The sequence below is a fragment of the Hymenobacter metallicola genome, assembly GCF_004745645.1.
In the GTDB taxonomy this organism is placed as follows: domain Bacteria; phylum Bacteroidota; class Bacteroidia; order Cytophagales; family Hymenobacteraceae; genus Hymenobacter; species Hymenobacter metallicola.
This window is the reverse complement of the sequence record NZ_SRMB01000001.1, coordinates 322,145-335,879: the sequence shown is the minus strand read 5'-3', so window position 1 is coordinate 335,879 and position 13,735 is coordinate 322,145. Positions and strand designations below refer to the sequence as shown.

Here is a 13,735-nt window from a genome sequence, read left to right as displayed (position 1 = left end):
GCCGGCCAACTCCTACAGATGCTCGATAAGCTGGAAAGCATTGCCGGTGGCCTAAGTGGGGCTCGGGAGGCGTTAAAGCGGGGATAATGGACTTAATCTTTATTACCTGGGGTGCTTTTATTGTCCTGATGATGGCGTTTGCTCTCTTCTCTTCGAATAAAAAATCCTACGGCAGAATACATATTTTAAGACAGGGCATCCGCACGCAGGGCGAGGTTATAGCGATGGACTTTGTCGGTCTAGATCTACTCCACCGTTACCCTATCGTCCGATTTAAGACAACTGATGGTCGGATACTGACTCAGACTTCGAAGGAAAGAGTTCATGTTACCGACTTTCAAAAAGGCCAAACAGTAGAAGTATGTTACCTCCCAGCAGCACCCGAGCAGTTTGTGATAGTAGCAGGTCTTGATGTGTTGGTAAAATCTAGAACCCAACCAAAAACTTACCGCCTTGCCAAAGGGCAAGAACCCCGATCCGGAAGACGTAGCAAGTAAAAGCCTGTCATGTCGACCAGCGGGAGCCAGCTCACTTGGCTGACGTTGCCATGCTAACTGTCATGCTGAGCTTGTCGAAACATCTCTACCGCTGACGCTAATTACCAGCCGCGTCAACTTCCTTTCTAACCCTAAACTCACCTCGCATGAAGCCCCTTGATGTAATAAATGCCAAGCGTGTTCACCTGGCCCGCTTGGCCAACCAACAGGGAGCGGCCGGTGAAATCCAGGCGCTTAACAATATGAGTAATTGGATGCCAAGGCCCCGTGGTAAAGAGTTGAAGACTCTGCTGGCAGCCCTGCGCGACACTGGTATCAGTATAAAGGCCAGTAGCTTCGACGCTATTGAACTACCCTACGCCGTGCAGGTAGATTTTACGGATGAGGAAGCAGTACGAAAAGTACTGCCTCAGATGATATTCATTGAGGTGAAAACCGCCAACCAAGCTCGCGTAAAAGCAGATTTCTCCGGCTTCTTCTTTGCCCTGACCGAAAGCGAAATAGCTGCTGCCGACGCACTAGGTTCCCGCCATCGGGTAGCGCTGCGTAACAACCTCACGGGCGAAACTTATATGACCTCTGTGCCAGAAATTATCAGTCGGGCCAAGTCTTCCAGTTGGCAACTATCAGTGCAGCTATAGAAGCCTACGCCCACCTATCATAAGGGCGCATTTATTCATAATACCACAAGAATTTCAAGCTACACTAACGCTTCTATTACTGCGTAGGCTTGTTCTTGAATACTTGGTACCAGCCCGTCCCGGCCCTACCTTGCTCACCCACCAAACTCCTCTTCCTCATGGGCAAGCAATACACTACCATCAGCGCCGACATCCAAGCCTTTATCGAACAACAGCACATGTTTTTCGTGGGCACGGCCGCCGCGGATGGGCGCGTCAATATCTCGCCCAAGGGCCATGACACCCTGCGCGTGCTCGATGCCAACCGCGTGGCCTGGCTGAACCTGACCGGCAGCGGCAACGAAACCGCCGCCCACCTGCTGGAGGTAAACCGCATTACCCTGATGTGGTGCGCCTTCGAGGGCAAGCCCAACATTCTGCGCCTCTACGGCACTGCCACCGTGTACCACCCCCGCGACGCGGAGTGGGCCGAGCTGCTCCCGCTGTTCCCGCCCCTGCCCGGCTCCCGGCAGATAGTTGTGGTAACGGTGGATCTGGTGCAAACTTCCTGCGGCATGGCCGTGCCCTTCTTCGAGTACCGGGCCGAGCGCGACGAGCTAAACGACTACATGGAGCAGGGCGGCCCCGAGCAGGTAGCGCAGTATTGGCACACCCGCAACGCCCGCAGCATCGACGGCAAGCCCACCGGTATCTGAGCCGGGCCCACGGCAGGCTCCGCCCGCTAGGTGGCCGCGTTGGGGATGTACACCGAAAAGGTAGACCCCACGCCCAGCTCGCTTTGCACCTGCACCCGGCCCCCTAGGTTTTCCACGATTTTCTTGACCGTGTACAGCCCCAGGCCGGTGCCTTCCACGTGGTCGTGAAAGCGGCGGAACAAGGCAAATAGCGACGCCTGCTGGGTGGCATCGAGGCCCAGACCGTTGTCTTGCACGGTAAGATGCCAAAACCCGTCCTCGGTGCGGCAGTTCAGGCGCACCAGGGGCGGCCGGTCGGGGTGGCGGTACTTGAGGGCATTGCTGAGCAGGTTGTAGAGCACCGAGCGCAGACTCTTGGCCGGCATGGCTACCACGGGGCAGGCTACTGCGTCTACTTCCAGCTGCCCGCCGGTTTGCTGCAGGGCCGGCAACAGGTCCTGGCGCAGGTCGTCGACCACCGCGCCCAGCTCCACGGGCGGGGCCGCCGGGTCGTGGGCCTGGTGCAGCTGTAGCACGTCGCTGAGCTGAGCTAGGGTCCGTTGAAAGCGCCCCACCGCGTCCTGCATCATGTGCAGCAAAGGGCGGGCCGGGGCGTCGGGCGGGGCGGGCAGCTCCTCGCTCAGGGCCTGCACCAGTCCTTCCAGGTTGTTGATGGGCCCTTTCAGGTCATGGGCGGCCATGTAGACAAAGCTGTCGAGGTCGGCATTGACGCGGGTGAGCTGGCGGTTGGCCTGGTCGAGCTCCTGGTTCAGGGCCTGCACCTGCTGGCGGGCCCGCACCTGCTCGGTTACCTCAAAGGCAAACACGTACACGCCATCGACCTGCTCGTGCTCGTTGCGGCGGGCCTGAAACGTATAGTTGAAATACCGGTCTTCCCGCTGGCCATCGGGCGTGCTGTGGAGCGGCACCAGCACCTCGTGCGACTGGCGCGTGTGGCCGGTGCGGTACACTTCCCGCAGCTGCTCCCACACCCCCGTATCGCGCAGCTCGGGCAGGGCTTCCAGGATGGGCCGGCCTAGCAGCTGCCGGCCCGGAAACAGCCGTTCGTAACCCGGGTTGACGAGCTCATAGGTCAGCGCCGGGCCCGCGTGGATGCAGAGGGCGGCCGGGGCCTGCATAACCAGGTGGCTGAGCCGCAGCCGCTCCCGCTCGGCCTCGACCAGGGCGTCGTGCTCCCGGTGCTGGCTTACTTCCAGAGCCCGGCGGGCCTGCACCTCCTCGGTGATATTGACGCTGCTGTGAATGATGTAGTGCAGGCGGCCTTGCGAATCGAAGACGGGCGTGTTGAGCGGCTGCCAGTGGCGTTCCACGAAGTGGCCCGGCCGCTCGGGGTCGGGCACGTCGTAGTGCTGCTGGTCCATCTGGTGGGGCTGGCCCGTGGCAATAACCCGCTCCAGGGAGGCGCGCCAGTTGCGCACGGCATTGGCTTCGGGCGCGGCGGGGTTATCGGGAAAGACGTCGAACAGGTAGCGGCCCACCAGCTGCTCGCGCTGAGTCAGGGTATCGGCCAGGTAGGCGTTGCTGGCCGTGAGAATAATCAGCTCGGGCGATACAACTATGTAGGAATCGGGGACCGTTTCGAGGGCCTGCAGCTGCCGGGCAAGAGCCTCAGTAGAATTCATGACGACGGGAATCAAGCGCGGAAAAGAGAGTTTAACGCAGCCCAGAGGAAAGAAGCCGGGTTGGGTCCGCCGCTTAAATAGTATGGCCACCGGTTCAATTTAAAAAAAGCGCCCTGGCCGAAGCCGGGGCGCTTTTTTCGGAGCTTTATCCCGCTTGACAGCCCTCTTTCAGCGGCCAGAGCGACTTACTCCCAAATCTGGTTGGCCTCGGTCAGGATCAGGGGCGGGCCGTCGGTGATGACGATGGTATGCTCGTGCTGGGCTACGAAGCTGCCGTCTTTGGTAGCCAGCGTCCAGCCGTCATTGAGCTGGTGGGCAATGGAGGCGCGGGTGGAAATAAAGGTTTCGACGGCGACTACCGAGTTCTTCTTGAAGCGCTTCAGGTTGTGCCGGTCGTAGTAGCAGGGAATTTCTGAGGGCTCCTCGTGCAAGCTGCGCCCCACGCCGTGCCCCACCAGGTTCTTAATCACCCGAAACCCCGCCTTGCGCGCTTCACTTTCAATTAGTCCGCCGATGTCGGCTATGCGCACGCCCCCGCGGATACGGCTCAGGGCCGTGCGCAGAATCTGCCGGGAGGCATCTACGAGGGGCTGGTGGTTGTGCAGATCCTGGCCCAGGACGAAAGAGCCGCCGTTATCGGCCCAGAAGCCGCCCAGCTCGGCCGATACATCCACGTTCACCAGGTCGCCCTCCTGCAGCACCTTCCGCGCCGACGGAATGCCGTGCGCCACCTCGTTGTTGACGCTGATGCAGGTCCAGCCCGGAAAGCCATAGGTCAGCCGCGGGGCCGATTTGGCACCTAATTCTGCCAGAATGCTGCCGCCATAGTCGTCCAGCTCCTTGGTCGTTATGCCCGGCCGGGCGTACTCGCGCATTTGCTTTAGGGTAATACCAACGGCCTGGCTGATGCGCTGCAGGCCGGCTAATTCTTCTTGCGAGGTAATGGACATAAGGCAGAGTTTTTGAGCGCGCTAGCGGAGTAGAGCGTTGGCCAGCTAACAAGCAGAAAGCAGTGCCGGTTTTACGAAAGCCAGTGGCGGGCCTCAAGCTAGCCAGCTACGGTATTCACCTGTTTTCACCCTTGCTCCCGGCCGGAGCAGACCGGTTAGCTGCTTGGCCAGGAGGAGCACAGGCTGGAAAGCAAAGGTAAGTAGGCGCAAACTGTCTATTTTTTTTGTCATCATTGCCCCATACCCTTTTCCAAACCGCTGCCTTAGCATATTACAGCCTCCTCGAGCTTCTCAATACACCCCATGACCACTTGGCCCGCCGCCATCTGCGACAGGAACGGTATCCGGATCCACTACACCCGCACCGGGGGCGACAAACCGCCGATTGTTCTGCTCCACGGCTTAATGACGAACGGCCTGTGCTGGACGGAGTTGGTCCGGACTCTGGAGGCCGAGTACGACGTCATTATGCCCGATGCCCGGGGGCATGGGCAATCGAGCGTGCCCACTGCAGGCTACCGCTACGAAGACCACGCCGCCGACCTTATCGGTCTGATTCAGGCTCTCCGGCTTCCAACGCCCGTTCTGCTCGGCCACTCCATGGGAGGAATGACCGCTGCCGTGGTAGCCAACCAGGCCCCTACCTTACTTCGGGGCCTAGTCTTGGCGGACCCCACGTTTCTCAGCCCGCAAGTGCAACGCGAAGTATGGAACAGCGACGTGGCCGAGCAGCACCGGCAGATGCTGGCTTTACCCTTGGAGGAGGTAGTGGCCAGCGCCCGAGCCCGGCACCCGCACCGGTCGGCGGAAACGTTGGCGCTCTTTGCCCGGGCCCGCCGGCAAACCAGCCTGCGAGCCTTCGAGGTGCTCATGCCTCCCAACCCGGACTACCAGCAGCTGATGCGGCAGACAGACGTCCCAACCCTGCTTGTATTCGGTGACAAAGGGGTTGTCTCAGCGGCGGTTGCGAAAGACTTACAGCGGCTCAATCCTGCTTTACGAGTTGAACAAATCCAGGCAGCCGGGCACACGCTCCAGCTCGACCAGCCGGAACGCTTTGCGGCAATTGTGCTGGGCTTCCTGCGGGCCATTTAGAACAGCCGCTCCGTGCCTCTTTGTGGCAGCGCGACCCGCTTAGCCGATACTTGGCCGCGGTGCGCCGGCACTTCAACGAGTAGCTTTTGTGCCCGGCAGTCCCTATCGCACCGGCAGCTGGTGCCATCGGCGGGCGAGGGCGGGTTACTGCCATTTCTGAGCGATGCGCCGGGCCGTTTCCAGCATGTGAGGCTCCCACTCCTCAATTTTCCAGGCGGAGTGCGCCAGCGGTGAGGCCTGAAGTTGCCGCCGGGCTTCCTCGAAGGTAGGAGCCGTTTCCAAAATGCGGGAAAGCTGCTGCTGCTGGGCATACAGCGACTCGTCCTCGGCCACCGGTCCGGCAGCGCCGGGCTGCAGCGGCAGAAACAGCTGCCCCGCCCGACCAGCGGCCCGGGAGCGGTGCCGAGTTACCAGGGCCTCCATGCGGCAGAAGTCGGCGCGAAACTGGGTGTGCTGAGCGTCGGTTTTGAGGGCGTTGCCGAGTTGCTCCAGCACCACGTAGCGCAGGTTGGGGCAGCGGGGCATGGTCTGTTCCAGCAGTTGAAACACCTCTTCCGGCACGGCCCCATCGTGGGTGTCGCGCCGCACCGGCCGGCCGGGCGTCGGGCCCGAATCGTCCCAGCTGCCACCCGAAATGTGAATTTCCCGCACCCGGTCCAGGGGATAGCGCCTGATGAGCTCCTCGTACGGAACGGCAAAGTTGTGGAGCTGGCAGAACAGGTTGTGCACATCCAGAATCAGGAAACCATTTACCGGCTCCACCAGTTCATCAAGAAACTCGCCGTGCCGTTGCACTTCGTCCAGGGAGTAGGCAAAGGCCAGATTCTCCAGTCCCACCGGGCACCCGCAGGCCTGTTGGATACGCTGCAGCCGGTCTTGGCCCAGGTGCAGGGCCGAGCGGGTGTAGGGAATGGGAAGTGGGGCCCCGGAGTGAAAGTTCTGGCCCGTGAAAAAGCCAAAATGCTCGGTGATGTGGTCGAAGGCAAAGCGCTTGGTCAGCTCTTGCAACTGCTGCAACCACTGTTGCTGTTCGGCCGTCCACCGGCCCGAAAGCAGGGAGAAATATACCCCATGGCCTACCAGCCGCTGCTGCTGGCTGTAGGTGAGCAGCAGCTCGGTAAACCATTCGGGCACTTGTTCGGCCCAGAAAAGCGTATCGAACGACCATTCCAGGGCCTCCACCCGCCCGACTTCCAACAACGGAAAGGACGCCGACAGGATATCGGCGTCCAGGTTGCAAGCTATGGCCGACAGAATATCAGGAGTGCCGGCGCTGGCCCCTACCGGTTGTAGTTGCTCAGCCACGACCTAGCCCATGCCGCAGGCTGGGCAGTTATCGGGCACTTTTTTGCCTTTGACGGTCCCCTCCTCCTTCTTGGGGCCGGGGGCGTCTTTTTTGCAGCTCGTGGTGGTTTGGGCGACCATTCCCACCAAAATAGCGCCGAGTAAGGCTTGGGATAGTTTCATGGCGTAAGGGTAGTTTCAGAATGATAGAGTAGGTTTTGAGGCATTCGGAAGCCACGCCACCGGGCAGGCATCCCAGGGGAGGAGTCCAATACCGAAGGGACGGTTGCATGCGCCGCTTCAAGCCGGCTGCTTTTTTTAGTGAACGGGTAAAATGCAAGCCGGCTTATCTTCCCCGGGTCGTATTTCCAGTTTCGCTTAATTTGCCGCCTCCGTTTGTCTCAGATGTCTTTTTTCACGTTCCTGCTACCGTATCTGAAAGCTGTGCTGGCGCTCCTGCCCGGCACCTGGATCCTGGTTGCGGGCCTGCTGTTACGTCGGCAGAATCAGTATTTTCTGGCCCAGGGCCGCCAAACTACCGGCCGCGTTACCAGCATCAGCGCTACTCGAGGGCAGCGCGGCACCGCCTACCGCGCCCAGATCAGCTACCACCCGGAAGCCACTGCCCCCCTGACTACTACCCTGCTCGTCGACGCTGATTGCTTCGTGGGGGCCTACCTGCGCCTGTATTACGACCCGCGCCGCCCCCAGCGCGTAGCCCTGGCCGACGACGTGGCCCCACACAAAGAAATTGTTCCGCTGCTGGCCGGTGGATTTTTGTTTCTGAGTGGGCTGCTTTTCGCTCTTTCCTTAGTTACCGATTAGGCCCCGGACTCCATAAAAAAAGCGCCTCGGCTTCCACCAGGGCGCTTTTCCTACGAAAGGCAGGTTGCCTACGGCATGCCGGCACCGCCGCTGGCACCGTACACCTGGCCGGTGGCGTAGCTCGCCATGGGGTCGGCGAGCTGCACGTAGATGGAGGCCAGCTCGGCCGGCTGGCCGGGGCGCTTCATGGGCGTGTCGCCGCCGAACTTCACCAGCTTCTCCTGCGTGGCCCCGCCGCTCACCTGCAGGGGCGTCCAGATGGGGCCCGGCGCCACGCCGTTGACCCGAATGCCTTTCGGGGCGAGCTGTTTGGCTAGGGAACGAACGTAGTTGGTCGTGGCGGCTTTGGTTTGGGCGTAGTCGTAGAGGTTTTCCGACGGGTCGGTCGCCTGCTCAGAGGTCGTGCCGATAATGGCCGAGCCCGGCTTCAGGTGAGGCAAGGCCGCTTTAATGGTCCAGAACGGGGCGTAGATATTGGTTTTCATCGTCGCGTCGAAGTCCTCCGTCGTCAGGTCCAGAATCGACTGGCGCTGCTGTTGCCGGGCGGCGTTGTTGACCAGAATATCCAGGCCGCCGAGCTGCCGCACGGCCTCATCGACCATGCGTTTGCAGAAAGCCTCGTCGCGCAGGTCGCCGGGAATGGCTACGGCCTTGCGGCCTTCGGCCTTGATTAGGGCAATAACCTCCTTGGCATCGGCCTCTTCAGCGGGCAGGTAGTTGATGGCCACGTCGGCGCCTTCGCGGGCGTAGGCTATGGCCGCGGCCCGGCCCATGCCCGAGTCGCCGCCGGTAATCAGGGCTTTGCGGCCCTTGAGGCGGCCCGAGCCTTTGTAGCTTTTCTCGCCGTGGTCGGGCTTGGGGTCCATTTGCGAAGCCAGGCCCGGCCAGGGCTGCGACTGACTCTTAAACGGCGGCTTGGGGTAGGCAGTAGTGGGGTCTTTCAGAGGTTCGGCGGCCGTTTCGGCGGCATTGCTAGCATCATCAGCGCCCAGCACGGGGCTCACGGCGGCCACCGCCAAACTGGCGCCTAGCCCACTAATTACTTTGCGGCGGCTGAGCATGGTATCTTCTTTCATAGCTATAGGAGTTTTGGTTTGGTGTACCTGTTTACGGGCAGAAGTACCTTCGCAGTTACCCAAATACTGCCTATAAGCCCTGCTATTCGTCCTAGCGTCTCTGGCGCTCGGCAAAGCGCGTCTGTGGCCAGTTCGTGGTGGGCTTTCCGCAGGTGGCCCAAGCCCGCCCTTGCGGGTAGGCAACGCGGTGGCAGAGGCATCCTTGTTTCTAAACCCAGAACATTTAGTTTTTGTCTCGTCGACACTGCAAGCCCGTTCGGCTCCTGGCAGCTTCACCGAAAGTATGCCGCATAAAAAAAGCCCTGTACCGTTCGGCACAGGGCTTTGCTCAACGAGCTATCCGGCTTGGCTCATTCTTTACTTCTGCGTGGCGGCCCAGGCGTCCATGGTCTTCTCGGCCAGGTCGAGGGGCATGGCGGCATTTTCCAGCAACTCGTCGTGGAAGGCGCTGAGCTTGAACTTCGCGCCTAGCTGCTGCTGATACTTGCTGCGCAGGCCGATAATTTTCATCTGCCCGGTCTTGTAAGCCAACGCCTGCCCCGGCCAGGCCATATACCGCTCAATTTCGGCTGTAGCCGCCTGCTCGTCGATGGAACGGTTGGCCATCATGTACTGAATGGCCTGCTCGCGGGTCATATTCTTGGTATGCATGCCCACGTCGACCACGAGGCGAATGGCCCGGTGCATCTCCCCGTTCAGGGCCCCCATGCGCTGGTACGGGTCGGTGTAGAGGCCCAGCTCTTTGCCCAGGCTCTCGGTGTAGAGCGCCCACCCTTCGCTAAAGGCGCTGTAAAAGCCGAAGCGGCGAAATTTGGGCAGTTGCTCGTTTTCCTGCTGCAGGGCAATCTGGTAGTGGTGGCCCGGAATAGCCTCGTGCAAAAACAACGACTCCATGCCCCGGGTCACGTTGTACTTGGCAGGGTCGAGGATGGGCACGTAGAAAATGCCGGGCCGGGAGCCGTCGGCCAGGCCGCGGTTGTACTGGGCCGAGGCCGAGGCCGCGCGGAAGGCTTCCGTCTGCCGCACCTCGAAGCCGGTTTTGGGCACCCGGCCAAACATCTTCTTCAGATTGGGGTCAATTTTGGCCTGAATGCTCCGGTAGTTGTTCAGCACCTCGTCGGCCGTTTTGAAGGGCATGAACTTGGGGTCGGTATTAAGGTAGGCAAAGAAGGCGTTCAGGTCGCCTTTGAAGCCCACTTCCGCCTTGATTTTCTCCATCTCCTGCCGGATGCGCTTCACCTCGGCCAGACCAGTCTGGTAGATTTCCTCGGGCTTTTTATCCGTGGTAGTCCAGAACTTGACGGCGTAGCGGTACATATCGGGGCCGCCGGGCACGGCCGAAATGCCGGTCGTGGTACGGGCCTTGGGCAGGTACTCGTTTTTCAGAAAGTCGTGCAGTTTCTGGTAGGTGGGCACCACCTGCTCCTTGATGGCCTGCTGGTAGGCCGCAGTCAGGCGTTGCTGGTCGGCGGCGGGCACCCCGGCCGGAAACTTGGCTACGGGGCCGTAGAAAATGCTCTTGGTTGGGTCGGGCGTGACCATGGCCTGGAGCTGGGGCAGCATCTTTTCCACCAGCGGGCGGGGCATCACGACGCCAGCTTTCATGCCGCGGCGAAAGTTGCTGATGGCCGTATCGGCCCACACGGGGTAGGCCCGCACCCGGCCCAGCCAGTTGTCGTAGTCCTGGGTGGTTTTAAAGGGCTGGTTGCCCGAGCCGGCGCCGTACTGGGCCAGGGAAATCGGCAGGCCGCTAAACTGGGTGAAGGGCATCATCCAGGAATTGAGCTTGAGGCCTTCCAGGCGCATCTGCATCTCGTAGAGAAAGATGTCGTAGCTCACCCGGTCATTTTCAGAAAGCTTGGCGCGGTCAAACTTCTTGAGCTGGTCGAGGTACTGCCGGAAAAACTGCTGCTGGGCCTGGCGGTAGGCCAGGGTGCCGTCGTTGGGCAGCTGGTCGTTGTAGCGGTTGTCGCCCTGGGACGTAGCCTCCAGCGGATAAAGCCTGGCCCGCTCGTCCCAGTACTTGTCGAACAGAGTGGCCAGGGCCGGCGAGTCGGCCGCCGGGGGCGCAGTGGTGGTGCTCATCAGGGTACCCAGCAGGCTGGCCGCCAGGGCCGCCGACAGAATCAAGTGCTTCACGGCTAGAAAAATCAGGTTGGTGGAGCCTAAATGTAACGCCGTTTGCGCTTTTGATGGAGCCAATGTCCCGGGCAAACTAACTTTATTTCCCGCCGATTTGCTGATTTCGCCCTATCTTTAGTGGGATAGTTGACTGTTTTTTCTTGCGTTGTTTTTTCTGCTTCTCACACCTGCTTAATGAAACACATTTTACTGCTTGCCCTGCTGCTCACTAGCCTGGGCGCCCGGGCCGTGCAACTCACTTTCCGCGTCGACATGCGCCAGCAAACCGTGGCGGCCAGCGGCGTACACGTGGCCGGCAACTTTCAGGCCGCCGCCGGCTTCGGCGCCGACTGGAACCCGGCGACTACCCAGCTCACCGACGCGGACAATGACCGGATATATGAGGTGACGGTGAACGTGCCCGCGGGCATCTACCTCTACAAGTTTGTGAACGGCAATGCCTGGGGCGGAGCCGAACTGCCCCCCGCCAGCTGCGGCGTGGCCGATGGCGGCGGCAACGTGAACCGTCAGGTGACGTTGGGCAGCACAGCCCTGCGCCTGCCGGCCGTAGCCTTCGGCGGCTGCCCCACCCTGGTTACGTTCCAGGTGAACATGCGCGGGCAAACGGTGCCGCGGGCCGGGGTGCACGTGATGGGTAATTTTCAGACTCTGGCGGGCTACGCCGGCAACTGGGACCCTACTTCCATTGCCCTGACCGACACCAACGGCGACGAAATCTACGAGGCCCAGGTGGCCCTGCCCGCTCCCGGCCGCTTCCTCTACCGCTTCGTGAACGGCACCACGGCCGCCGACACCGAGACGGTGCCCGCCGCCTGCGGCCTCGACGACGGGACCGGAACCGGGGCCCGGGCCCGCGTCTACGAAGCGACGGCTGCTTCCAACACGGCCCCAGCGGTTTGCTTTAGCACCTGCCAGACCTGCAGCCCCACGCTTACCGGCTACGACACGCACTGGTGGAACGACGCGGTGTTCTACGAAATCTTCGTGCGCAGCTTCTACGACTCGAACGGCGACGGCAAAGGCGACTTCGTGGGCCTGACTCAAAAGCTCGACTACCTCAACGACGGCAACCCCAGCACCACGACCGACCTGGGCGTAACGGCCCTGTGGCTGATGCCCATGATGGAGTCGCCGAGCTACCACGGCTACGACGTGACCAACTACAAAGCCACCGAAGCCGACTACGGCACGATGGCCGAGTTTGAGGCGTTTTTGGCCGCGGCCCACGCCCGCGGCATCAAGGTTATCATCGACCTGGTGCTCAACCACACCTCCGACCAGCACCCCTGGTTCCAGCAGGCGGCCAGCTCACCGACCAACTCCTACCGCGACTGGTACCGCTGGTCGACCACCAACCCGGGCCTGGGCTGGTACCTGCGCAACGGCAGCTACTACTACGGCTACTTCTACAGCGGCATGCCCGACCTAAACTGGCGCAACCCTCAGCTGAAGGCCGCCATGTGGGATGCCACGCGCTTCTGGCTGCGCAAGGGCGTGGATGGCTACCGCCTCGACGCGGTGAAATTCCTGGTGGAAGACGGCACCGTGAACGAAAATACGCCCGGCACCTTCAGCGTGCTGGAAGAATTCCACGACTCGGTACGCGCCGTGAACCCCAACGCGTTTACCATCGGCGAGGCGTGGTCGAGTACCCCGCAGGTCGTGCCCTACGTGGTAAACCAGCGCCTCGACGCCTGCTTCGAGTTTGACTTGTCGGCCGCCATTGTGAGCAGCCTGCAAGCCGGCAACCCCAGCGCCCTGCGCAACCAGCTGGCCACCGTGGACGCCAGCTACCCCCGCCTGCAGTACGGCACGTTCCTGAGCAACCACGACCAGAACCGCATCTTCAATACCTTGGGCGGCGACCAAGCCCGCATGAAGCAGGCCGCGGCCCTGTACCTGACCATGCCCGGCGTGCCCTTCCTGTATTACGGAGAGGAAGTAGGTATGCTCGGCGCCGGCGCCGACGAGGAAAAGCGCAAGCCGATGCAGTGGACGGCGGGCCCCAACGCGGGCTTTACCACCGGCACGCCCTGGCGGGCCCTGAACAGCAACTACGCCCAGTTTAACGTAGCCACCCAGCAGGCTGACCCCACTTCCCTATTCAACCACTACAAGCAGCTGATTCGCCTGCGCAACACCCACGAAGCCCTGCGCAAGGGCTACGTGCTGCCCGTTACGGCTTCGGCCACGCCTTTGCTCGGCTACGCGCGCGTGTTCAACCAGGAGGCTGTGGTAACGGTGGCCAATATGGGTAACAGCCCGGTCAGTAACCCCGCCTTGTCGGTCAATATCTCGACGCTGCCGGCCGGTACGTACCGCGTTACGGAGCTGCTCTCGGGGCAGGCCGCGGGCACGGTCACGCTGAATGCCCAGGGCGGCTTCAGCACCTGGACGCCGAGCCTGAGCGCCCTGGGGGCCAACCAGACCTGGGTGCTGCAACTGGTCCCCGCCCAGCCAACCCCAACGGCCGGCGCTTCGGCGAATTTTGTGCCCCAGCTCTACCCCAACCCGGCCCAGGCGCAGGTTCGGCTGGAGTTAAGCCAGCCCGCGGCCAGCGCCCGGGTGCAGGTCTACGACCTGCAGGGGCGCCTGGTGCACACCGTATCTTTTGCCGGCAAGAGCCTCACCCTGAATACGAGCACCTGGACTCAGGGCGTCTACTTTTTGCGCATTCAGGCCGGCAGCGCCGTGTCAGTGCAGCGTCTGCAAGTGACTCACTAGTCAGTGAGCATCCGTAAGCGGCTAGCGGCCAACCAGGAGTAGCGCCGAAAAGAAATTTGACTCTTGTTCCAAGGCCGCAAAAAAAGCCCTGTACCACGTTGGTGGTACAGGGCTTTTTTTGCTTTTAGACCTGCTTCGGTGCAAAATAGCGGGTGGCGGCGCGCAGAATGGCTACGAACACTAC

The 13,735-nt window shown here is 61.4% G+C and carries 12 protein-coding genes; 6 read left to right on the top strand and 6 right to left on the bottom strand.

The features are described 5' to 3' along the window. Positions 1 to 86 precede the first annotated feature (86 nt). The 3 genes from E5K02_RS26205 (at position 87) to E5K02_RS01395 (ending at position 1,833) form a co-directional block, all read left to right on the top strand. Positions 87 to 497: a DUF3592 domain-containing protein gene (locus E5K02_RS26205; RefSeq protein ID WP_394346411.1), complete on the top strand. Its 411-nt coding sequence runs from the start codon at positions 87 to 89 to the stop codon at positions 495 to 497. A 146-nt stretch (positions 498 to 643) separates the two neighbouring features. Beyond that, a complete protein-coding gene (locus tag E5K02_RS01400; protein ID WP_135391520.1) occupies positions 644 to 1,138 on the top strand; it encodes a hypothetical protein in 495 nt (164 codons plus the stop codon). A gap of 158 nt (positions 1,139 to 1,296) precedes the next feature. Then, on the top strand, positions 1,297 to 1,833 hold the full coding sequence (locus E5K02_RS01395) for a pyridoxamine 5'-phosphate oxidase family protein (RefSeq protein ID WP_135391519.1): 537 nt from the start codon (positions 1,297 to 1,299) through the stop codon (positions 1,831 to 1,833). A gap of 26 nt (positions 1,834 to 1,859) precedes the next feature. On the opposite strand, the gene E5K02_RS01390 is transcribed toward E5K02_RS01395, so the two are convergent. Further along, positions 1,860 to 3,455 carry a sensor histidine kinase gene (locus E5K02_RS01390; RefSeq protein ID WP_135391518.1) on the bottom strand — a complete coding sequence of 532 codons (1,596 nt, stop codon included), beginning with the start codon at positions 3,453 to 3,455 and terminating at the stop codon, positions 1,860 to 1,862. Between the two features lie 185 nt (positions 3,456 to 3,640). After that, positions 3,641 to 4,405, bottom strand: a complete 765-nt coding sequence (map, locus tag E5K02_RS01385; RefSeq protein WP_135391517.1) for a type I methionyl aminopeptidase — start codon at positions 4,403 to 4,405, stop codon at positions 3,641 to 3,643. A 303-nt stretch (positions 4,406 to 4,708) separates the two neighbouring features. Here map and E5K02_RS01380 point away from each other — a divergent pair, with 303 nt between their 5' ends. Continuing rightward, positions 4,709 to 5,500 (top strand): alpha/beta fold hydrolase, encoded by a 792-nt coding sequence (locus E5K02_RS01380; protein ID WP_135391516.1) that lies wholly within the window; start codon positions 4,709 to 4,711, stop codon positions 5,498 to 5,500. Positions 5,501 to 5,644: 144 nt separating this feature from the next. On the opposite strand, the gene E5K02_RS01375 is transcribed toward E5K02_RS01380, so the two are convergent. Then, complete coding sequence (locus E5K02_RS01375; protein WP_240737107.1) at positions 5,645 to 6,805, bottom strand: multinuclear nonheme iron-dependent oxidase; 1,161 nt, start codon at positions 6,803 to 6,805, stop codon at positions 5,645 to 5,647. A gap of 3 nt (positions 6,806 to 6,808) precedes the next feature. Beyond that, entirely contained in the window at positions 6,809 to 6,967 is a 159-nt protein-coding gene (locus E5K02_RS25420; protein WP_167856237.1) for a chryseobasin-related MNIO class RiPP peptide, read from the bottom strand. Positions 6,968 to 7,189: 222 nt separating this feature from the next. Between E5K02_RS25420 and E5K02_RS01370 the strand changes: the two genes are divergently transcribed. Beyond that, positions 7,190 to 7,609, top strand: a complete 420-nt coding sequence (locus E5K02_RS01370) for a DUF3592 domain-containing protein (RefSeq protein WP_135391515.1) — start codon at positions 7,190 to 7,192, stop codon at positions 7,607 to 7,609. Between the two features lie 68 nt (positions 7,610 to 7,677). On the opposite strand, the gene E5K02_RS01365 is transcribed toward E5K02_RS01370, so the two are convergent. Next, positions 7,678 to 8,685, bottom strand: a complete 1,008-nt coding sequence (locus E5K02_RS01365) for an SDR family oxidoreductase (RefSeq protein ID WP_135391514.1) — start codon at positions 8,683 to 8,685, stop codon at positions 7,678 to 7,680. Positions 8,686 to 9,042: 357 nt separating this feature from the next. Further along, positions 9,043 to 10,824 carry a DUF885 domain-containing protein gene (locus tag E5K02_RS01360; protein WP_240737105.1) on the bottom strand — a complete coding sequence of 594 codons (1,782 nt, stop codon included), beginning with the start codon at positions 10,822 to 10,824 and terminating at the stop codon, positions 9,043 to 9,045. A gap of 177 nt (positions 10,825 to 11,001) precedes the next feature. On the opposite strand from E5K02_RS01360, the gene E5K02_RS01355 reads away from it, so the two are divergent. Beyond that, positions 11,002 to 13,551: an alpha-amylase family glycosyl hydrolase gene (locus E5K02_RS01355; protein ID WP_135391513.1), complete on the top strand. Its 2,550-nt coding sequence runs from the start codon at positions 11,002 to 11,004 to the stop codon at positions 13,549 to 13,551. Positions 13,552 to 13,735: the final 184 nt, after the last annotated feature.

What these genes read in the sequence shown, in the direction of transcription:
- E5K02_RS25420 (WP_167856237.1), bottom strand. Translation starts at nt 6,967, where the DNA reads ATGAAACTATCCCAAGCCTTACTCGGCGCTATTTTGGTGGGAATGGTC.
- E5K02_RS01355 (WP_135391513.1), top strand. Translation starts at nt 11,002, where the DNA reads ATGAAACACATTTTACTGCTTGCCCTGCTGCTCACTAGCCTGGGCGCC.
- E5K02_RS01400 (WP_135391520.1), top strand. Translation starts at nt 644, where the DNA reads ATGAAGCCCCTTGATGTAATAAATGCCAAGCGTGTTCACCTGGCCCGC.
- E5K02_RS01395 (WP_135391519.1), top strand. Translation starts at nt 1,297, where the DNA reads ATGGGCAAGCAATACACTACCATCAGCGCCGACATCCAAGCCTTTATC.
- E5K02_RS01380 (WP_135391516.1), top strand. Translation starts at nt 4,709, where the DNA reads ATGACCACTTGGCCCGCCGCCATCTGCGACAGGAACGGTATCCGGATC.
- map (WP_135391517.1), bottom strand. Translation starts at nt 4,405, where the DNA reads ATGTCCATTACCTCGCAAGAAGAATTAGCCGGCCTGCAGCGCATCAGC.
- E5K02_RS26205 (WP_394346411.1), top strand. Translation starts at nt 87, where the DNA reads ATGGACTTAATCTTTATTACCTGGGGTGCTTTTATTGTCCTGATGATG.
- E5K02_RS01365 (WP_135391514.1), bottom strand. Translation starts at nt 8,685, where the DNA reads ATGAAAGAAGATACCATGCTCAGCCGCCGCAAAGTAATTAGTGGGCTA.
- E5K02_RS01370 (WP_135391515.1), top strand. Translation starts at nt 7,190, where the DNA reads ATGTCTTTTTTCACGTTCCTGCTACCGTATCTGAAAGCTGTGCTGGCG.
- E5K02_RS01390 (WP_135391518.1), bottom strand. Translation starts at nt 3,455, where the DNA reads ATGAATTCTACTGAGGCTCTTGCCCGGCAGCTGCAGGCCCTCGAAACG.